Here is a 21,093-nt window from a genome sequence, read left to right as displayed (position 1 = left end):
GATCAAGTTTTACGTCTATACAATCATATTTAATCTCAACAAAACCGTTAAACTTGCACAAAATTTAGCTGTGTAGGACGTAGACTATGCGTGATGTAACCAAAAATGCTATTCAAAAAACTAAAGTTGCAATTATTGGTGCAGGTTTTGGTGGTTTAGCTATGGCGATTCGCCTATTGCAAAGTCAAATCAATGATTTTGTTATTTTAGAAAAAACCAACGATGTTGGTGGAACATGGCGAGAAAACCAATATCCTGGTGCTGCATGTGACGTCCAATCACATATGTACTCTCTTTCCTTTGCACCAAAGACAGATTGGTCCAAACGATATGCAGAAGCAGATGAAATTTTTAGTTATATTCAGGATATTACAGAGCAATACAAGCTAAAGGATTATTGCAAATTTAATCATGAAGTAACGCACGCTGAATTTGATGAAAACCGTAATGTCTGGACGGTAGAGTTTAAAGACCAACCAACACTAGAAGCACAATTCGTAATTTTTGCTTCTGGTCCATTGCATGTTCCACAAATTCCACATATTAAAGGTATCGAAAAATTTAAAGGTAAAGTATTCCATTCATCTAAATGGGAACACGATTACGATTTAAATGGAAAATCAGTTGCTTCAATTGGTACAGGTGGTAGTGCCATTCAATATATTCCTGAAATTGCACCTGCAGTTAAACAACTCTATGTTTTCCAACGTACAGCAGCTTGGGTAATTCCACGTGATGAACGTAAATATTCAAAACTAAGTAAATTTTTATTTAAAGCTTCAAATATTTATCGTCAAATTCATCGTAGTCGTTTGTACTGGAGTAACGAGTCGCGTGTTGTACCGATTGTGCAACCACAAATCATGAAATATGGGCAAAAACTTGCCGAAGCCTTTATTCGTTATCAAGTCAAAGACAAAGCCTTAGCGAAGAAACTTACCCCTGATTTTGTTATGGGTTGTAAGCGTATTCTGATTTCAAACAAATACTTCCCGACATTTAATCGTAAAAATGTTGAACTAGTAACTGATGGTATTCAAGAAATCACAGCAAATGGTATTATCACCAAAGATGGCAAAGAACGTCAGATCGACTGTTTAATCTATGGTACAGGTTTTATTACTGATCCACGCATCTACTTAAAGCATTTTGATTGTGTTGGACGTAATGGTATTGAACTTAAACAGGCTTGGAAAGATGGCGCTGAGAGTTATTATGGTATTGCAACTAAAAACTTCCCTAACCTTTTCCAGCTTTTAGGTCCAAACACAATTCTTGGTCATAACTCTGTAATTTTTATGATCGAGTCGCAAGTGAATTACATCTTACAATTAATTCAAACTGTAGACAAAACGGGTACCCAAGCTGTTGAAATTAAGCCTGATGTACAAGATCAGTTTAATGAGCGTGTACAAGAACAGCTGAAAGGAACTGTTTGGCAAGCTGGTGGTTGTAGTAGTTGGTATCAAGCTGCAGATGGCAAAAACTTCTCTTTGTGGCCAACTTACACTTGGAAATATTGGTTAGAAACGCGCAAGGTGAATGTCGCTGATTACAACTTTATTAGTACATCAATCAGTGCAAGAAATGATGCAGCGTAATCAGTAATTCTTCATAATAAGCAGGTTATTCTTAACCTGCTTTTTTTATGCAATCTTTCATTCTTATTCTTCAAATCTTTTTTGCAATTTCTTTAGGCTATTTTATTGCCCCACAACTATCCAAAACCATAAAACAGCTAGTATTCAAAATTCTTCCTTATTTTTCCTATATCCTATTGATCAGTGTGGCTTTTGAGCTAACTCAAGCCCTCAATCATATTGAAAATCCTATCGCTATTCTTCCTCCAGCATTACTGATTGCATTTACAACATCTATCGGTGCTTTCTTTATTTGTTTATTTACTTATAAATTGATTGATCGCCAAAGTGTTCAAGGCAAAATATCATTACGCTTATTTTTAAATGCATTAAAAAATATTACTAAAGCATTTCTGGCACTTGCGATAGGTGTTGTAATTGGCCTATTGATCAAAAATTTTGATGTACATATATCATTCAACAGCTGGTATCTACTACTTATTTTTATTTTCTTAATCGGCATTGAACTCGCCTTTACCCAATTTGATCGCAGTTGGTTAAGTTGGAAAATTCTACTTGTTCCTGTTGCTGCTATTATTGGTTCTTGTCTCGCTTCTATCTTTAACTATTTTATTCTATCAGATCACTATAAAGTGAACGAAGTTCTCGCGTTAGCTCAAGGCTACGGTTGGTATTCAATGTCAGGAATTGTTTTTACTGAATTACACTCAGCAAAACTTGGTGGTATTGCGCTGCTTACTGATTTATTTAGAGAGATTTTTGCAATTCTATTGATGTATTGTTTAGGCTGGCGTTTTCCACGATCAGCTATTTCTAGTGCTGGCGCAACGTCGATGGACGTGACTTTAGCAATGGTCAAACAATCATGTGGTACGCATTACGTACCACACGCCATGATGAGCGGATTAATTCTATCCTTGCTCGCACCACTCTTAATCAGTTTATTTTTAAGCTTAAAATTTTAAATTGAAGCTAAAATCGATTTTAGCATCGCTGTCGGATTCTCTGCTTTAGTGATTGGGCGGCCAATTACTAAATGAGTAGAACCATCTTGCATCGCTTGCTTCGGTGTCACAATACGTTTTTGGTCATCAGCATTCGACCCTTCAGGACGAATACCAGGTGTTACCAATGCAAAATCTTGACCTAACATTTCACGTAGAATTTTTGCTTCTTGTGCTGAACAAACAACACCATCTAGACCACTTTCTTTAGTCAATTTTGCTAAACGCTGTACTTGCTCTACAGGTTCAATATCTAAGCCAATATCACGTAAATCTTCACGTCCCATTGAAGTTAAAACAGTTACTGCAATAAGTTGTGTATGATAGTTTCCTGCTCTGAGACGCTCTACACAAGTTTCCATCATTTTACGACCACCAGATGCGTGGACATTTACCATCCAGACACCTAGGTCAGCAGCAGCACACACTGCTTGCGCAGTTGTATTTGGAATATCATGAAATTTTAAATCAAGAAAAACTTCGAACCCCTTGTCATGTAAGCTTTTAACAACAGCAGGCCCTTCGTGAGTAAAAAGCTCCTTGCCTACTTTGACACGACATAAAGCAGGATCAAGTTGTTCCACAATCGTCAGAGCGTCGTATTGGCTTTTTGCATCTAGGGCAACAATAATACTCAAGAGCTTTTCTTCCCGATAAAAATAAAGCCCATATTATAATGGGCTTTTATTTTCATTGGTAATATCCAATACAGTTTTTTCGTGTCTTACACTGGCAGCAGCCTCAGCTGCAGCTTGTTGGGCGAGCTGAATTTGCTCTTTACGAAGATGATCAATATCTTTACGTAATCTTTTAATTTCCCAATTCGTTTGAAAAACACGAAAAACTTGCACCCCTAAGAGTAAACCAACAACAATGCCTAATGCTAAGGTCAATAAAAGTAATAACCCCAAGCGCATTGCCGGAACTTGAGTAAACAACAAATCAACTGGTAGCTCAGTTGGATTTTGAAGCACCAAGGCAAGTGAATAACCAAAGATGACAACGAGTAATGCAATTAATACATAACGCATAAACACCTCAAAAAATTATTTAGCAGATTCGTTCACTGCATCACGAAGTGCTTTACCAGGTTTAAAATGCGGTACTGCTTTCGCTGCTACATCAACAGCTTTCCCCGTTTTTGGATTACGACCCAGACGTGGCTCACGATGATGTAATGCAAAACTACCAAAACCGCGAATTTCAATACGATCACCACTTGAAAGTGCTTCAATCATTTGGTCAATCATAATTTTCACAGCATCTTCTACTAAAGGTTCTGCTAAGTGTGGGTTTTTAAGTGCAATCCGTTCAATTAAATCAGATTTATTAAGTGCTTCAGTAGTCATTGATGACCTCTTTAATTATTGCTACTTTTCAGTGTTTTTAATAATAACCTGTTTAAATACAAAACGGTAGCGAAGTACATGATTACTACGCTACCGTTTACAGTATTTTTGTATAAAAAAGTACATCTCTGTTACAAGAAACGTACCTTTTAACAAATTACTTCATTTGTGCTTTAATTAAGTCACCAATAGTCTTAGGACCATTGCTTTCTGCAGCTTGAGTCGCAGCAGCTTGGCGAGCATTGTTCACAGCTTCTTTCTCTTCAGCTTCGTCTTTCGCTTTAATAGACAAGTTGATAGAGCGAGATTTGCGATCAACGTTGATGATCTTAGCTTCAACTTCTTGACCAACTTCTAAGAATTTAGTTGCGTCTTCAACACGATCACGGTTGATTTCAGAAGCTTTAAGTGTAGCTTCGATGTCATCAGCTAACTTAACAGTAGCGCCTTTAGCATCAACAGCAGTTACAGTACCTTTAACCAAAGCACCGCGCTCATTCGCAGCCAAGAAGTCATTGAATGGATCGCTGTTTAATTGCTTAATACCAAGGCTGATACGGTTACCTTCAGCATCTACAGACAAGATAACTGCTTCAACTGTGTCACCTTTCTTGTAACGACGAATCGCTTCTTCGCCTTGTTCGTTCCAAGAAATATCAGACAAGTGAACTAAACCGTCGATACCACCGTTTAAGCCGATGAAGATACCGAAGTCAGTGATTGACTTGATTGTACCAGAAACTTTTTCGCCTTTTTCATGTGCTTTAGCAAACTCTTCCCATGGGTTAGCACGAGTTTGTTTGATACCCAATGAAATACGACGACGTTCTTCGTCAACTTCAAGAACCATAACATCAACTTCGTCACCAATCTGAACAACTTTAGATGGGTGGATGTTTTTGTTTGTGTGGTCCATTTCTGAAACGTGTACTAAGCCTTCAACGCCTTCAGCGATTTCAGCAAAGCAACCGTAGTCAGTTAAGTTAGTTACACGTGCTTTAACGATAGAACCTTTAGGGTAACGGCTCATGATCGCTAACCATGGATCTTCGCCTAATTGCTTAAGACCTAAAGATACACGGTTACGCTCGCGGTCAAACTTAAGTACTTTAACTGTAACTTCTTGACCAACTTCAACAACTTCTGATGGGTGCTTGATACGCTTCCAAGCCATATCTGTGATATGTAGAAGACCATCAATACCGCCAAGATCAACGAACGCGCCGTAATCAGTAAGGTTCTTGATTGTACCTGTAACTGTTTGACCTTCTTCAAGTTGAGCAAGTAATGCTTCACGGTCAGCTGAAGATTCAGCTTCCATAACTGCACGACGAGATACAACAACGTTGTTACGTTTAGCATCAAGCTTGATTACTTTGAACTCTAACTCTTTACCTTCAAGGTGAGTTGTGTCACGAATAGGACGAGTGTCAACTAAAGAACCTGGTAAGAATGCACGTACAGGACCGATGTCAACAGTGAAACCGCCTTTAACCTTACCAGAGATAACACCAGTAACGATTTCGCCGTCTTCAAAGATTTTCTCAAGTTTAGTCCAAGTTTCAGCACGTTTCGCTTTCTCACGTGATAAAACTGTTTGACCCATACCGTTGTCAAGTGCTTCAACAACTACATCAACAGTATCGCCAACTTGAACTTCAAGTTCACGTTGTTCATTTAAAAATTCAGCACGATCAACAACGCCTTCAGATTTAAGGCCAGTGTCAACAGTAACCCAGTCAGAATCGATACTAACAACAGTACCTTGGATGACTGCACCCTTTTCAACATTGAGGTTTAATTCACTTTCTTCAAAGAGGGCTGCAAAAGATTCGGTCATGATATACCTGATAAAGTCAGCGGTCTTGGATCAGACAAGGCCGGTTTAGTTAAGTTGTTACATTGTCCAAAAAATCTGATCAAGCAATGCTTCAACTGAAAATAAAATGATTTATCTATTGAATACGACTATCGATATAGTCCACCATCAACTGGAAGACTTCATTGATACCTATATTAGAACTATCAATGATATACGCATCGTCTGCAGGCTTTAAAGGCGCAACAGTACGTTCCATATCTCTTTTATCTCTAGCCTGTATATTAGATAAAATGTCGTTTATTTTAGCATCAAGCCCCATACCCTGCAACTGTTTTACCCGACGATCGGCACGGGATTCAGCAGATGCGGTTAGATAAATTTTAGCTTGTGCTTCAGGGAAAATTGATGTCGCCATGTCACGACCATCGGCCACTAAACCTGGCGCCTGGATAAATGCACGTTGACGTTCAAATAATGCTTTTCTCAATTCTGGTACAGTCGCAACTTTCGATGCGTATTCACCAACCTGCTCAGTACGAATGGTATTAGTGACATCAATACCTTCAAGAAAAACAAGTGTTACTTCTTCCGTCGATTTGAATTCGATATCCAGATGTGTAGCGTATTCAACACACTGTTCCAGCTTAGTCTCTAGCTGATCCAATAGCCCACGTTGAAATAAAGACAGCCCAAGTAAACGATATAACGCACCAGAATCTAATAAATTAAAACCATAATGTGCGGCAATTTTTGCTGCCAATGTTCCTTTACCTGAACCACTTGGACCATCAATCGTAATAATATGAACTGTCATTCCCATCTCTTATGAAGCAATCGACTTCGCTAATTTTGAAAAACCTAGTGTAATCGCTGCTTTGAGTTGTGCAAGAATTAATTTACTTACAAGCGGTGCTTTTGCTGTAAATTCAATCTTGTAAGTCACTAAAGTGATATAAGGTGTAATTTCTTTAAAATCAATTTGCCCCAAATGATGTTTGACTAAAGGATTGTTAATCAACTTATACTCGATACGTTGATTTTCTTCTAATAACGTAATTTCTTCTTGTAGTGGCTTAATCGGACCAAATCCCATACGACGAATAGAACCGACTCCATCTGGGCGCTGTGGATCAGCGGAGTCTTTAATACGCACAACTTGCAAAGGAGCAAATGCCTTATTGTAAGTTGCATGTTTTGATAAGAGATCAAAAACTTCAGAGATCGGTGCATTGAATTCTTTTTTTATGGTGATTGCATTACGCATAGTTTCGCCTTTTTTGATTAAACCAAAATCATCGGGGGTGTAGTCTGCCATAACTCATTACAGATTTTTAATCATTTGAGGACGTTTTAGATAAACGGATCTGTTTTTTCTCATTACGCCTTTGTTTAAAAAAATCACTGAGTTGAGCTGCGCATTGTTCTTGCAAACAACCATGTTCAAACACGAACTTATGATTGTAATACCCACTGTCAAGCAACTGACGAGCACTTACTAATGATCCTGCTTTTGGTTCAGTCGTTGCGAATACAACCCGCTGAATACGAGCATGAATCAAAGCACCTACGCACATAGTACAAGGCTCAAGTGTTACATAAAGTGTTGCATCTTCAGGTAAGCGATAGTTTTGAATGCTACGACATGCCATGCGTAATGCTTGAATTTCCGCATGTGCACTTGGATCTGAAAGCGAAATTGGCGCATTATAACCTGCCCCAATAATCTTCGATTGACTTACAATAACAGCACCAACAGGTATTTCGCCTTGTGTTGCAGCTAATGCAGCTTGCTCATAAGCAAACTGCATCCAATATTCATCATTAAAGGTGTCTTGACTACTCATCGCTTTATGCAATGACACCATATTGTCTCAACAATGCATTCCAACTATCTATCGTAGTTACAGGCGGACAATCAGATAAAATATCTTTTAATGTAATTTTTTCAGTTGCTTTCCATTCAGGAGATAAATCTTTATCCACTAAACGTGCACGCACCCCCTCAACAAAATCAGGATGACGAATTTTCCAATCAGAGATCTGAGCTTCTAATGCAAACACTTCATCCCATGCATGCCCTTGTTTACCCCATTGCCAAAGCAACCACGTAATTGCGGCTGTACTTGGTGAGCCTTTTTGCAAATTCTCACTTGCTTGACGTAACCAATCACTACTCGCTTCACTCAACCCGATGATTGCTTGATAATCAAATTCAAAATTTTGACCGCGACAAACACTATGTATGACGTCAATAGAATTTTGCAATGGACCAGCGGCTACTGGACGATGCAAGCTATTTAAAGTGTCATCAATGGCACGGAAAGCACCTGCTGGATAGTGATTCCAATCGATATTTAATACCTTCTGTAACACATTATCGCGTTGCGCCTCACAAATATGAGTTGCCCACCCGATGCTGAATGCTCCTGCAGCCGTCATAATTGACCCTGTCAGCCCCGTAAACAAACCAATTTGACCACGATCTGCCAAGAAGCGACTTCCACCCACATCTGGGTATAAACCAATATTGATTTCTGGCATAGCAAGACGCGAATAAGGTGTAACTAAGCGAAATGGCGCTGCCATAAATAAACCAAGCCCGCCACCCATGACATAACCTTCACCCCAAACCACAATTGGCTTGGCATAATTATGTAACAATAAATCTAAGGCATATTCTTGTTCAAAGAATCGATTTGCGGCATCAACCTCATTGTTAATGACAAGTTGACGAAGCTTACGTACATCACCGCCTGCACAAAATGCTTTAGGCGTTGTTGAATCTAGCCAAATTGCTTTAACACTTTCATCTTCATGAAAATGCTCAAACACCTTAAGTAGTGCACTAACAATAGATTCATCTAATGCATGCAATGATTTTGGGCGGTTTAAACGAATTACTCGCCAACCATTCTTTTCTTGCTCAATAACTAAATCAGGATGATAGCTATTCAAATCGGGAGAAGTCATTATGCGTCCAATTGCCAGTCTATAGGCTCAATGCCATGTTGTTTCAAATAATGATTGCTTTTAGAAAATACTTTACAGCCAAAAAAACCACCACGGTTTGCTGCCAATGGTGATGGATGAGCTGCACTCAAAACAAGATGCCGAGTACGATCAATACGTTGCCCTTTGCGTTGTGCATAAGCTCCCCACAAAATGAAAACAACATGTTCCCGCTGCTCATTTAACACATCAATCACTGCATCGGTAAATTCTTCCCAACCCTGTTTTTGATGTGAGGTAGGTTGCCCAGCTTCAACCGTAAGCACACTGTTTAAAAGTAAAACACCTTGTTCTGCCCATTTACTTAAGTCGCCATGACGAGAAACGGGTATCGCCAAATCAGTATACAATTCATGAAAAATATTACGCAAAGATGGTGGTAATGCAACCCCTCTTTGCACAGAAAAACTTAAACCATTTGCCTGATTCGGACCGTGATAAGGATCTTGACCCAATATTACAACTTTAACTGAGCTTAAAGGTGTTGTATTCAATGCATTAAATATTAGCTTACTCGGCGGATAAATTGTTTTTTCTGCAAGTTTCTGCTGCAATAAGAAATGACGCAAACGATCCATCTTCTCGCCAAGCAGAAAGTCTGATAAAGAAATCTTCCAAGACTCATCCAACTGAACTTTACTTAATTTATCATGCTGCTGTTCAGTAAATTGCATCAACATTCCTTGAAATAACCTCACTCCCATGAGTGGACTTGTACCGATTAAATATTAACTTGTAGATCTACGTTTGGATTTTGAAATTTTAAACCCTGTTTCAAGCTTTCATACATCTCTGGATTGCTCCATTCCGCTTGAACCTGCTCAGAAAAAATTATTTGATCCAAGCTCAATGCACCCATTTGCTCATTATCAATATCTTCTTGAAAACTTTGTGCATAACCCGTATCTGTTTCGTGAACAATCACTGAGTACACTTCAACGTCACCCTCGCCATTTTGGGTAATTGTTGAATTTAACACTTGCTGAGCTAGATAGAAAAAAATACGAGAAAACTGTTCTGCTGAAGGTGAAACAGGCAAAGCAATCCAACGCGCACTGAAAGTCTTACACGCATCAATGTAAGCTGGATCATCTTTTTGCCAATAACAAATTGCATGATCAAAACTATCAAATAACTCTTTAATCACACCTTTCAACAAACCAAAGTCATAAACCATTTGCCCATGATCTAGCTTCGATGCTTTCAGCAATAACTCGACTTTATAGCTATGACCATGAATAGAGCGCTTACAGCGATCTGATGTACAATTCCGTACAATATGGGCGTTTTCAAACTTAAATAATTTACGAATTAACATGCACCGAGCGAATCTTTTCTGCAAACGAAGTTTATTATAAAACAAAAAAACAAGCATTGGGATCGAATTTAAAATTTGTGACTATTCAATTATCCAATCCACGTACTCTATGAAAAGGTGCTAAGCTTCTTGAATAAACAGTGACCTGTTTATCTTTCCTATACATAGAACTAATAAATTGGCGCTTCCGTTCGCTCAAAACGACTTCGATCTGTGCTGTAAAGTAATCAGTTTTAGTATCCAACCATGTCGATACATCCGTTTTATTCTGTTCTTCAATTCCTGAAAATGCGTTTAATTTCCACAAGTCTTCAACATTAGAAAAGTAAGTTAAATTTGCTTGCTTTGCTTTTAACTCTTGATCCACTGCATTAATATCAACTCTAGGATCAATACTTGCAAGTAATAATGCTGGGGCAGTATTGATATTAATTTTTGTAGGTTCAGGCAAAGTTGAAATATAGTTTTTGATTAAATCATAGTTTTTACCTTCAAAACCACGAACTAACTTTAATTCTTCAACACTATGAAATTTAGTATTTGGTGTTAGATAAGCTGGATCTAAGCCTTGATAATAATTACTTTCAGCGCCCATCGCCCCTGTTGGCTCATCATCGCTATCTTGCCAATCAATTACTGCTTGACTTAATTCTGCTGGCAATCCTACCCGTTGTAGCAATCTTTCAAACCATCGTCGTGCAGAATCATCAACACTCCCATCATTTTTGATTAAGTTATTGAGATTAAATTTTCCAGACTCATCGACTAACCGACCAGAAACTGAACCATCTTCCACAGGAAATGATGGCATCGGTTTAGCCCAATTTTCTTGTAAGTGGTCAACATTATTGCCATTATCATTATCCTGAACCAATAACTCTGCAAAAAATGCCTCAGCACTTTTTGCATAGAGCAAAGATTGATTCTGACGCATTAAATAGCCTGTATTTTCAACACTATTTGTCTGACGTTTTGCAATTGTTGCTGCAAGAATAGTTGCTAGAGCAACCATAATAAGAATGGTTAGCAAAGCAACGCCATGTTGAGATCTTATACTCTTCATATCATTGACCATCCTCATTACGATCAATCAGACGATAGATCCATTCATAATCCGTACCAGCAACAGTTAATTGAATTTTCAACCCTAATGGTAATTTTTTTAATTCAGCTGTATTTTCTGGATCAGTATTATTTTCTGGCCATTCCATCAACTCTTGTGGATTAAGCACTGATACTTTAAATCGCTCAACATTATCCAACAATAAACTCGACGTAGGTTGTACACGATTTGGAATGTTTAGATTTGCATACTTCAATCGATATAGTTTTTTTTGAGACTCATCAAAACGATACTCAATACGTTCGTAGGGTGATAATCCTTGTTTAAGAGGATCAGAAACACCACCTTTACTAAATATAAAACTCTGATCATCGAGCACTAAGGCAGCTTGCAATTGTCTTCCATCATTGGCTGTTAAAGGAATAATCTGGAGACTGTCTCTTAAAATTTGCTGGTAAGCATCTTGCAATGCAAATAAATGCACTTCATGTTCAGCATTACGATCTTTGACTTTTAACAAATAATCAAACACTTTCCACCCCAACATAGAAAGCACAGCAAATATTGCAATTGCAACCAGTAACTCAACTAACGTAAATCCTGAGGAGCGATTCAGTCGAGCACAAGGATTAATAAAATGAAACCTTGAAAATTGCGTATTATTGTTTTTATTGGCTTTGTTATTCATATGATTTAACTTTCTTTTGGATGATTGAAAAATACAAGATGACTAATGCCAGCTTCAACCTTATCCTGATCGACATTAAACAAACTCACCTGTAATTCAATCCGCTGTATCTTAGGACTAATTGTTGCTTGTGCCTTTTTGTCAATTTGCCAAGTTTCACCTTGCGATGTAACTTGTTTGGATTGCGTACCATCCAACCACTCTTTGTTAATTTCCATCATCGCAACTTCATTCATTGCAACAAACTGTGCTTTTGTACGTAAAATTGCATTTGATGTTGCTTGTGTATATTGCATCGCTATTTTTGTTAGTGCAATTGCAGCCACAGCAAAAATTGCCAAAGCGACCATTACTTCAAGTAAGGTAAATCCTGAGACACGATTAAATCGAGCACTGCACGACCACTCTGCAGGACGAAAAGCTTTCTCTGGAAGATCTGTTAAAGCCTTAATTTTCATTAACCTTCCCCAAATGATCCAACTCTAACTCATGTCCAATCGGCTGCTGTGCATAATAAAATTGGATTCGAACAGGTCTCACTTCACCATTTCCAAACCAAATTAACTGTGGTGCTTGACCACCCAATAAATCATCATTCTGCGCACGGGGATAATTCTCATTATTTACACTTTGCACACTAAATGAGACATTATTTGGTAATTGACGAGGTTTAAATTCTGTATATGGTTGCCAGATACGTTCAGCTTGTCGCACTCGCTCAAAGCTCTGATCATGATATTCAAATAAGCTATAACTAAAGGGAGCCACATCAGTCGCATTTTGTATATTCAATGCAAATACCTTAGCTTGATCTGTTGATTCTTTATTGATTTTCTTTAAATCGAGAATCAACATTTCTCGCGCTTGCATCGCTCGACGTTGATCAATGCCACCAATATTCAATACGACCAATGATGTCATAATCGTCATAATAACAATAACGACCATAATCTCAATCAACGTAAATCCTGAGGAGCGATTAAGTCGAGCACCGCTCGGCCGCTCCGCAGGACGAGAAGCTTTCGAATTTTGCCCATACTTAGAAGAATGATAAATCATCACTATAGATCAGCTAAGGCACTATATTCAGGAAGTTTTGGCATTGCCAAAGCTTGCTCAATATAAGCAACTCGCAATGTATCTCTTGATCCAAGATAACGCTGATAGAAACTCGAATTTAGAATTACTGCAGCTCCATAAGTTAAAGACCATATAGACGCAAGATAATCACGCGTAGTCATAGTACTATTAATTTCAGCCAAATAGCTTTCAGTCATACGAATGATAATACGTAAGCGTTGACGACGAATTTTATAAAGTTCACTAAATAATAGTTGGATGCCTTGTGCAGTTGTCGATAAGCGTTCTTCAATCTGATGAAATAATGCCGTACGCTCAGGATGATGCAAATGATGTAGCATAAAAAAAGCCAAATGCTCAGGAAACCCCTTCTCCGTATCTTGGATCATTTCTAATAGCATTCGTTCATTACGAATAATGAGTAACATATATAACTCATCTTTGCTCTGAAAATGCTTGTATAACGTACCCTTTGCCAGATCCAATTCCGCCGCTAAAGCGTCAAGGGTCATGCCTGCTTCACCATTTTCTAATAGGAGTTGCTCAGCGATTTGAAAAATTAATACTTCTCTTGCCCTGAATTGGGCTTGACGATCCATTTTCACGTGATAACTCTCTTTCCTAATACAACATAAACCGTTTATTTAAATTTCAAAAGATTTTCAAAATTTTGAGTCGTAATCAGACCCATTTCTTCAACCGATTTATGATATACATCTGCCAAAGCTTTGGCTACATAAGGAACGTATTTAGGTTCATTGGTTTTACCACGATAGGGTACAGGAGCCAAATATGGGCTATCAGTTTCGATAAGCACGCGGTCAAGTGGTACTTGCTTTGCTACATCACGAAGATCTTGAGCATTCTTAAAAGAAATAATTCCCGAAAAAGAAATATAATATCCACAATCTAATACTGCTTTTGCAGTTTCCCAGTCTTCGGTAAAACAATGCAAAATCCCATGTGTAGACTGTTCTGCTCGAATGATATCGACAGTATCGTGTTTCGCTGCTCGGGTATGTACTACCACAGGCTTTTTAACAATTTTCGACGCTTCAATATGACGTGCAAAGCAACGTTTTTGCTCAATAACAAAATCGGTACTATGGTAGTAATCCAAGCCCGTTTCCCCTAAAGCCCAAACTTTGTCCGATTGCGCAAGTTGCACAAGATAATCGGTTGTTGCTTGTGCCATGATATGTTCATCTTCACAAGGATGCACACCTACTGTATACCCCACATCGTCATGACGAGCGGCAATTTCAGCCAATTTCACATGATCTTCGAGATCAACTGAAATACCCATAAACTTCGAAACACCCGCAAGTCGAGCTTGAGCCAGTGCTTGATCTAAATCCCCATTATAAGGACTTAGATCTAACATAGTTAAATGACAATGTGTATCTACGAACACGCTTTCTTCCTACTCTTCATTTACATCGTATAACTTGGCCGCTCTAAAGCTTTAGAGCCAGCTAATATTCTTTCCGCTTCATTCTTATAATACACACCTTTTTCTCCAACCAACTGGATCGCAAAGCCTTGCGGTTTAAAATGTGTTTGCTTATGTGAAATCCAAATCACCTTACCGGTAAGTGGGATTTTTTGTACTTGTTCTGGTAGTGTTGCGAGAATAAATACTTCCTGCCCCATTTTGACTGTTTGTTTAGTTGGAACAAATAATCCTCCACCTACAACAAATGGCATATAACTTGATTGCAAAGTTGCTTTGTCTGGAATATTGACTTGTATAATCCCGCCCATCATTTGCTGCTGCATAACATTCCCCTGTTAAATACCTAAAATTACCAAAGTTTTATGATATTGATATCGCAAAATATTTGAAAAACTCAAATATTTATGACGCATGTTCTTTGGCTTACCATCAAATTAAAATATAATTCTAATTTATAACTAGATTATAGAAAACAATGTTAGAAACAACAAACTGTGTTTTGATTAAATGATAAGAAAAACTAATCTATCGCCCCAATTTACAAATATGAAAAATTAAACAGTTTCTGCCTCTACAAAAAAAGCCATTCTTCCTTTACAAAAGAATGGCTTTTACTTTATCAAATTTTACTTTTGGGTACATTTGTAATCAAAGTTGAGTTTAGCAACAACTTGATCAGTATGCCTTGTTACAACAGCAACTTGTCGCGCCCCCGCCTCTATATATAATTTTCCACTAAACTGATATGCACCCACATTCTGTTGTGGATGGTTATAAGAGTAATTGTATACACATTCATAAGCGTGTGCCCCAGAATTCGAAGCATTAATCAAAATAGAAGAACCACTAATATTTGATTCAAACTTCGGTTCAGCCATCGCGATGATTGGCCAAGTCAAAAGTGATAACGCAACAACAGATAGTCTTATTTTCATCACTATATTCCTTATTTTTTAATATTATTGTGAAGTGACTCACATATTATCTATTTTTTATCAGGAAGATAGAACAATAAAACAATTTACATACAATATTTACAAAAACATCCAAAAACAATCGATAGCTAAGCAACACTAAGATACAACTATGCATTCATAAGTTGTATAAAAAGCTCATCCATAATCAATTGTGCTTGTACATTTTGGGCAACCATCAATTTCTTTTGCTGCAAATCACTATAAATATTAAATAAGTCGTCTAGTTGATAATGTCTTTCAAGTTCTTGAAAATCTAAATCCACATTTCTTAGTGATTGCTTAAGCTTAAAAGCAATTAAATCTCCCAACAAATATTCAAACATAATCATGAATTCTGAAAAATTCAGTTCTTTTGACCATTTATTTACATAGCTTAAAGGCATATTTTTTTCAGCAACTAACTTCAACCAATCACTAACAAATTGAGATCGTTTTTGTAGCCAATCACTCTTTTCAATTTCAACTGCCGTCAACGGCATATCGTTTGCCAGATTCAGCAGCAAAGAAATTTGATTTTGTGTAATTGCTGGGATTTGCTGCTGTATATACAATTCAGCTTCCTGAGAATTCAACCGATCTAAAGCAAAATGTTGTAATCGACTACGAATTGTGGCTGGTAATTTTAAATAATGATCAGCAAGTAAAATCAAAACAACCTTTTCACCAGGCTCTTCCAAAGTTTTTAATAATGCATTTGCAGAGGCTGTATTTAAAGCTTCCGCAGGCTCAATTACAACTACACGCCAACCTTCACCTGTTTGTTGTACAAATGGGAGTAAATCACGTATTTTTTCTATTTTAATTTTAGCATTCTGCTTTTTATTATCCTCATCCGTCGTGATATGCACATAGTTTGGGTGAGTATCAGATTTTAACCACTGACAGCTACTACACTCCCCGCATGCTGATTCAGGCTGTTTGTTCAAACATAAAACCCAAGCAACAAAACGAGCTGTAAACTCATCTTTCGCACAACCTTTTTTGCCATAAAACAATAACCCATGTCCAAGATCAGGAAATCTCGAACTAAGTAGCTTCCAAGTCTGTTGATGCCAAGGAAAAATTGTTGTTGCCTGTGTATCGTCTATCATATTATTCAAACGCACTTACTGGCATCGCATTAAGTCGATCCAAATCAGCTTGTGTATCAACACCCGGTGGTAGGTTAGCTTCAGCAACAGCAATCGCAATACGGTGACCATTCTCTAAAACACGCAATTGCTCTAAACTCTCTAAAACCTCCAATTTACCTTGTTGCCATGTTACATATTCTTGCAACAGCTTAACGCGATATGCATATAAACCTAAATGACGAAATGCTTGACCATGCAATTGAACATTAGCTTGCTTAGAACCATCACGATCATAAGGAATCGTTGCACGACTAAAGTAAAGCGCCTCATTACGATTTGACATCACAACTTTAACAATACTATCTCGCTGGAATTCATCTAAGTGCAGAATTGGCTCACATAAAGTCGACATTGAACATTGAGGATTATCTACAAGCAATTGTGCAACTTGTTTAACAAGTTGCGCAGGAAGCAAAGGTTCATCACCCTGAACATTCACAATAATATCGTCTTCCGACCAACCTTTGATACGTGCAACTTCACTCAAACGATCTGTACCAGAAGGATGATCTGCACTAGTTAGAATAACATCCACACCTTCGGCACGGCATACCTCAGCAATACGAGGATCGTCTGTCGCTACACATAGATCATCAAAACCATCAACCTTTTTAGCCTGATCAACTACGCGCAAAATCATTGGGCGACCATGAATCAGCAATAGTGGCTTAGCAGGTAAACGAGAGCTCGCGAAACGAGCAGGTATAACGATATGTTTCATGGTCATTCTCTAAGAAAATTGGATACCAATTTGTTGTAACTGTTGCTTTAGCAAATCGTAGCAATCAGGTGATAAAATAGCTTTAACTGGAATGACCCAAATCGGTGTACTAAAGTCAGGATATTGTTCTAGCAATTGTTTAAATTTCACAGCATCCTTCTCAGTCGTAATGATTGCATCATTCGAATCAAATATTAAATCCTCAATTTCATACTCATGATGATCAGGAAACTCATGTGCCTGAAATTGATGAACACCTAGCGTCTTTAAGGTTTGATAAAATCGTTGAGGAAAGCCAATACCAACAACTGCATTAAAATACTGATTTACATCAAACCAATTCCCCTGAAGGCTGGAATTAAGTAAATAAGGTTCACCAACACCTAAATGCATATTTCTTTCAGAATCAGCACTTCTGGTATGTTGAATCACTGTACTCTTTTGCAATCGAGATTTAGGTTCGCGCAAATAACCTTCTGGTAATAATTTTTCATTTCCAAGACCACGATTCTGATCTAAAACGATCCATTCAATTTGACGTTCTAGAGCCCAATGCTGCAAACCATCATCGCTAATAATCAGATCAAGTTGAGTGGCGTTTAATAACAGTTCAATTGAGGCTTGACGGTTCGCCCCTACAGCCATCGGCACATGAGTGGATTGGACGATCAAACAAGGTTCATCCCCAACTTCTGAAGGAGTAGAGTTTTGGTCAACAATCGCGGGAAAAGGTCCATGACCGCCATAACCTCGACTAATCACACCAACTCGAATACCCTGCTGCTGTAAATGCTTCACCAACTCGATCAATAATGGTGTTTTACCACTACCACCTACCGTAATATTACCAATGACCATGACTGGCACAGGTGCTTTATAAACTTTCTTCAGACCGATTGCGTATAAACTTTTATTTAGGCAAAAACCTAACCGATATAGCCATGCTAATGGACGCAATACGATTAACCATGAAGCCTGTCGGTTCCAAGCATCCTGTATACGTTGCGCCATGGACATACTTACTCTTCCTCAAAATTACGTTGATGTAGTTGATAATACATCCCGTGTTTTGCTAGCAATTCAGTATGCGTTCCTTGCTCTATAATTTGCCCTTTATCCATAACAACAATCAAATCAGCGTTCTCAACCGTAGAAAGACGGTGTGCGATAACAATTGTTGTTCTACCTTGCATTGCCTCATCAAATGCTTGCTGAATAAAATATTCAGACTCATTATCTAAAGCACTTGTTGCCTCATCTAAAATCAAAATTGGTGAATCTTTTAATATTGCGCGTGCAATTGCAATACGTTGACGTTGACCGCCAGATAAATTTAGTCCTTGTGCACCCAAAATCGTATCATAGCCTTGTGGTAATGCCATGATGAACTCATGTGCGTAAGCAGCTTTAGCAGCAGCAATGACTTGTTCATCACTTGAATCTTGCAATTGTCCATAGGCAATATTGTCACGTACTGAGCGATTAAATAACACGACCTGCTGATTAACCATAGCAATTTGTGAACGCAATGATAAAAGCTCTATTTGATCAATAGGCGTGTCATCAAAATAAATTTGACCGCGACTTAGCTCTTGGAAACGTGGCAGCATATTAACTAACGATGTCTTCCCAGCTCCAGAGCGCCCAACCAAAGCAATCGTTTGTCCAGCCTTGATTTCCAACGAGAAATCTTTAATCGCATGCGTACCGTCTGAATACTGAAGATTAGCATGGTCGAAACGGATATTTCCCTTGAGTGCAGGCTTTAATTGACCCTTATTTTCTTCTTCAGGTAAATCTAATAACTCAAATACCGAATGCGCAGCTGCAAGACCACGCTGTAATTTTTCATTAATATCAGTCAAGTTTTTCACTGGTTTAGAAATTAAACCTGCAGCCGTAATATATGCAACAAACTCTCCAGCAGATGTGTCACCAAATACCTGTGGACGCAATGCCAACCAAAGAATGACCGCCATTGCACATGATAAAATTAACTGCACCACGGGGCTATTAATATTCTGAACGACCACCATTTTCAAACCGCGACGTAAGTTTTCTTCAGAAGACTTATAAAAACGTTGCTGTTCAAAAGCCTCACCAGTAAAACTTTTCACCACAGAATTACCATTGATGGTTTCTTGAACCACATGGTTCACATCACCCATGGTGTTTTGTACTTGAACAGAAAGTTTACGCATACGCTTTGCTGCAACACGTACCAATACCCCAATCACAGGCATAAATACAATAATACAAAGCGTTAAACGCCAATTGGTATAAAATAAATAACTCAATAAGCCAATAACAATCAGACCATCTTTCACTAAGGTTTGTATTGAATCGGAAGAGGCTGCTGTTAGCTGCTGGACGTTATACATCAATTTAGAGCTAATATGTCCAGAAGTATTATCTAAATAGTATTGAGAAGGTAATCTGAGTAGCTTTGCATACACTTCCTGACGAATACTAAACACCAATCTACGCGAAATTACAGCTGTAAAATATCCACCCAAGAACAAACCAATGCCTCGGAAAAACATTAGCAAGACAATCAAGGCAGGAAACCAGTTTAAGTTTTCTCGACTACCTTCTTGTATTGCATCAATAATAAATTTAAGAAGCTTTGCAACAGAAACTTCTGTTGCAGCATTAATACTAAAACCAATCAATACAAATAAGGCTACGCCCCAATAAGATTTTAAATAAGCTAAAAGACGCAAATAGACCTTAAAATCTTGATTCACTCAGTAAAACCTCTCGTTGGAACTTTAGTGCTAATATTGACATTGACAAAACCCAGTTGCCCCGCCACATCCATAGCGCGGATAACATCTTGGTGCGCAGCATTTGCATCAGCAGCAATCACAAACATAAAATCTCGACGATCTTGAGCAATCTGCTTAACCGCAGTACTCAGATCAGCAATCTCTTTACTCGCCATAGCTTGGCCGTTCACAGAATAATGCCCTTTTGAGTCTACCATTATTTCAATTTTGTGATCGAATTGTTTCGGTGGAACGCCTTGAGCATCAGGCAATGTCAAATTGATACGACTTTGCTGACTAAACGTTGTAGAAAGCAATAAGAACACCAAAATAAATAACATGCAGTCAATCATTGGTGTCAAATTTATATGAATATCTTCAACTTGAGCGCGCTTAAATTTCATCATCATACCTCCATTCAACTGGCACGACGATGTTCTTGAATTTGTAATGTCTTTTTATAAAAAAGAGCAGCATGGAACAATGTTGATTGTTGTTCTAACTCAGCAGTATATTCATGCACAACACGCTGAAAATAGCGATATGCAATCATCGCAGGAATTGCGATTAACATCCCCACAGCCGTTGTAATCAAAGCTGTCGAAATTCCAGGCATCATCATACTCGCATTTCCAGCCGAGCCCACATCAACAACCAAAAATGCCTCAATAATACCGAGAACCGTGCCCAACAAACCAAGTAATGGCGCAATCGCCCCCAATGTTCCTAAGAAATTTATATTTCTTTCAAGATATGCAATTTCTCCTGAAGCGGTGGCTTCCATTTGGGCACAAGCAAATTGCTCCCCTTGATCTCGGGAATCATATCCAGATTTTAAAATTCGCCCCAACGCACTATGACTGATTTCTGGCTGTTCAAGGGTCAAAACAACATCTTCTACATCAGCCCCTTTAACCAACAGCGCTTGCGGTAAAACTTGTGAGCGTTTCAAACGGATATAACGCTCGATAATGATGGCAACCGTAAAAATTGATGAGAGAATAAGCGGCAGCATTAACCAACCACCTGCCTTAACAAGTTCCCACATATCATTCCCCAATAATATTTAAAAAATTATAAAAGGATGGTCTCTCAATGTTATAA

Annotated in this window: 26 protein-coding genes; 2 read left to right on the top strand and 24 right to left on the bottom strand. The window is 38.2% G+C overall.

Going from position 1 to position 21,093, the window contains the following annotated elements:
- The first annotated feature begins 86 nt into the window (after positions 1–86).
- Positions 87–1,601: a flavin-containing monooxygenase gene (locus F2A31_RS07225; RefSeq protein WP_150025810.1), complete on the top strand. Its 1,515-nt coding sequence runs from the start codon at positions 87–89 to the stop codon at positions 1,599–1,601.
- 47 nt (positions 1,602–1,648) lie between these two features.
- Positions 1,649–2,566 carry a lysine exporter LysO family protein gene (locus tag F2A31_RS07220; protein ID WP_150025809.1) on the top strand — a complete coding sequence of 306 codons (918 nt, stop codon included), beginning with the start codon at positions 1,649–1,651 and terminating at the stop codon, positions 2,564–2,566.
- On the opposite strand, the gene pyrF is transcribed toward F2A31_RS07220, so the two are convergent.
- The 24 genes from pyrF to F2A31_RS07100 all read right to left on the bottom strand — a co-directional run bounded on the left by pyrF (position 2,563) and on the right by F2A31_RS07100 (position 21,037).
- Positions 2,563–3,243, bottom strand: coding sequence for an orotidine-5'-phosphate decarboxylase (gene pyrF / locus F2A31_RS07215; RefSeq protein ID WP_150025808.1), 681 nt, complete (start codon positions 3,241–3,243; stop codon positions 2,563–2,565). The genes F2A31_RS07220 and pyrF overlap by 4 nt on opposite strands.
- 33 nt (positions 3,244–3,276) lie before the next feature.
- The gene (locus F2A31_RS07210) at positions 3,277–3,636 is read right to left on the bottom strand and encodes a lipopolysaccharide assembly protein LapA domain-containing protein (RefSeq protein WP_150025807.1); all 360 of its coding nucleotides are present in this window, start codon (positions 3,634–3,636) and stop codon (positions 3,277–3,279) included.
- Between the two features lie 15 nt (positions 3,637–3,651).
- Positions 3,652–3,954, bottom strand: a complete 303-nt coding sequence (locus F2A31_RS07205) for an integration host factor subunit beta (RefSeq protein ID WP_150025806.1) — start codon at positions 3,952–3,954, stop codon at positions 3,652–3,654.
- Between the two features lie 157 nt (positions 3,955–4,111).
- A complete protein-coding gene (gene rpsA, locus F2A31_RS07200) occupies positions 4,112–5,794 on the bottom strand; it encodes a 30S ribosomal protein S1 (protein ID WP_004639293.1) in 1,683 nt (560 codons plus the stop codon).
- A gap of 115 nt (positions 5,795–5,909) precedes the next feature.
- On the bottom strand, positions 5,910–6,590 hold the full coding sequence (gene cmk, locus F2A31_RS07195) for a (d)CMP kinase (protein ID WP_150025805.1): 681 nt from the start codon (positions 6,588–6,590) through the stop codon (positions 5,910–5,912).
- Between the two features lie 9 nt (positions 6,591–6,599).
- Complete coding sequence (locus F2A31_RS07190) at positions 6,600–7,040, bottom strand: SRPBCC family protein (RefSeq protein ID WP_150027713.1); 441 nt, start codon at positions 7,038–7,040, stop codon at positions 6,600–6,602.
- A gap of 67 nt (positions 7,041–7,107) precedes the next feature.
- Positions 7,108–7,620 (bottom strand): tRNA adenosine(34) deaminase TadA, encoded by a 513-nt coding sequence (gene tadA / locus F2A31_RS07185; protein WP_150027710.1) that lies wholly within the window; start codon positions 7,618–7,620, stop codon positions 7,108–7,110.
- 4 nt (positions 7,621–7,624) lie between these two features.
- On the bottom strand, positions 7,625–8,749 hold the full coding sequence (locus F2A31_RS07180; RefSeq protein ID WP_171490647.1) for an enoyl-CoA hydratase/isomerase family protein: 1,125 nt from the start codon (positions 8,747–8,749) through the stop codon (positions 7,625–7,627).
- Entirely contained in the window at positions 8,746–9,459 is a 714-nt protein-coding gene (gene ung, locus F2A31_RS07175; protein WP_150025803.1) for a uracil-DNA glycosylase, read from the bottom strand. Before ung ends, F2A31_RS07180 begins: the two co-directional genes overlap by 4 nt.
- Positions 9,460–9,506: 47 nt before the next feature.
- On the bottom strand, positions 9,507–10,103 hold the full coding sequence (locus F2A31_RS07170; protein WP_150025802.1) for a 6-pyruvoyl trahydropterin synthase family protein: 597 nt from the start codon (positions 10,101–10,103) through the stop codon (positions 9,507–9,509).
- A gap of 85 nt (positions 10,104–10,188) precedes the next feature.
- Positions 10,189–11,166 carry a type II secretion system minor pseudopilin GspK gene (gene gspK, locus F2A31_RS07165; protein WP_150025801.1) on the bottom strand — a complete coding sequence of 326 codons (978 nt, stop codon included), beginning with the start codon at positions 11,164–11,166 and terminating at the stop codon, positions 10,189–10,191.
- 1 nt (position 11,167) lies between these two features.
- Complete coding sequence (gspJ, locus tag F2A31_RS07160; RefSeq protein ID WP_228715655.1) at positions 11,168–11,854, bottom strand: type II secretion system minor pseudopilin GspJ; 687 nt, start codon at positions 11,852–11,854, stop codon at positions 11,168–11,170.
- A gap of 5 nt (positions 11,855–11,859) precedes the next feature.
- On the bottom strand, positions 11,860–12,312 hold the full coding sequence (gene gspI, locus F2A31_RS07155; RefSeq protein WP_150025800.1) for a type II secretion system minor pseudopilin GspI: 453 nt from the start codon (positions 12,310–12,312) through the stop codon (positions 11,860–11,862).
- Positions 12,302–12,913, bottom strand: coding sequence for a type II secretion system protein (locus F2A31_RS07150; protein WP_150025799.1), 612 nt, complete (start codon positions 12,911–12,913; stop codon positions 12,302–12,304). The genes gspI and F2A31_RS07150 overlap by 11 nt, the downstream gene beginning before the upstream one ends.
- Before the next feature lie 2 nt (positions 12,914–12,915).
- A complete protein-coding gene (locus F2A31_RS07145) occupies positions 12,916–13,533 on the bottom strand; it encodes a TetR/AcrR family transcriptional regulator (RefSeq protein ID WP_150027704.1) in 618 nt (205 codons plus the stop codon).
- Between the two features lie 41 nt (positions 13,534–13,574).
- The gene (locus F2A31_RS07140) at positions 13,575–14,348 is read right to left on the bottom strand and encodes a TatD family hydrolase (protein WP_150025798.1); all 774 of its coding nucleotides are present in this window, start codon (positions 14,346–14,348) and stop codon (positions 13,575–13,577) included.
- 20 nt (positions 14,349–14,368) lie between these two features.
- On the bottom strand, positions 14,369–14,713 hold the full coding sequence (locus tag F2A31_RS07135; RefSeq protein WP_150025797.1) for a PilZ domain-containing protein: 345 nt from the start codon (positions 14,711–14,713) through the stop codon (positions 14,369–14,371).
- Positions 14,714–15,016: 303 nt separating this feature from the next.
- Positions 15,017–15,325 (bottom strand): hypothetical protein, encoded by a 309-nt coding sequence (locus F2A31_RS07130; protein ID WP_150025796.1) that lies wholly within the window; start codon positions 15,323–15,325, stop codon positions 15,017–15,019.
- A 149-nt stretch (positions 15,326–15,474) separates the two neighbouring features.
- Complete coding sequence (locus F2A31_RS07125; protein ID WP_150025795.1) at positions 15,475–16,458, bottom strand: DNA polymerase III subunit delta'; 984 nt, start codon at positions 16,456–16,458, stop codon at positions 15,475–15,477.
- Position 16,459: 1 nt separating this feature from the next.
- Positions 16,460–17,221, bottom strand: a complete 762-nt coding sequence (kdsB, locus tag F2A31_RS07120) for a 3-deoxy-manno-octulosonate cytidylyltransferase (protein ID WP_150025794.1) — start codon at positions 17,219–17,221, stop codon at positions 16,460–16,462.
- Positions 17,222–17,230: 9 nt separating this feature from the next.
- Positions 17,231–18,238, bottom strand: coding sequence for a tetraacyldisaccharide 4'-kinase (gene lpxK, locus F2A31_RS07115; protein ID WP_150025793.1), 1,008 nt, complete (start codon positions 18,236–18,238; stop codon positions 17,231–17,233).
- Between the two features lie 2 nt (positions 18,239–18,240).
- Entirely contained in the window at positions 18,241–19,968 is a 1,728-nt protein-coding gene (gene msbA, locus F2A31_RS07110; protein WP_150025792.1) for a lipid A export permease/ATP-binding protein MsbA, read from the bottom strand.
- Positions 19,965–20,393 (bottom strand): ExbD/TolR family protein, encoded by a 429-nt coding sequence (locus F2A31_RS07105; protein WP_150025791.1) that lies wholly within the window; start codon positions 20,391–20,393, stop codon positions 19,965–19,967. Before F2A31_RS07105 ends, msbA begins: the two co-directional genes overlap by 4 nt.
- Positions 20,394–20,407: 14 nt before the next feature.
- Positions 20,408–21,037, bottom strand: a complete 630-nt coding sequence (locus tag F2A31_RS07100) for a MotA/TolQ/ExbB proton channel family protein (RefSeq protein WP_150025790.1) — start codon at positions 21,035–21,037, stop codon at positions 20,408–20,410.
- Positions 21,038–21,093 lie beyond the last annotated feature (56 nt).

The organism is Acinetobacter suaedae (genome assembly GCF_008630915.1).
Lineage (GTDB): Bacteria > Pseudomonadota > Gammaproteobacteria > Pseudomonadales > Moraxellaceae > Acinetobacter > Acinetobacter suaedae.
The sequence above is the reverse complement of the archived record's forward strand: the minus strand, read 5'-3'. Positions and strand labels throughout refer to the sequence as shown.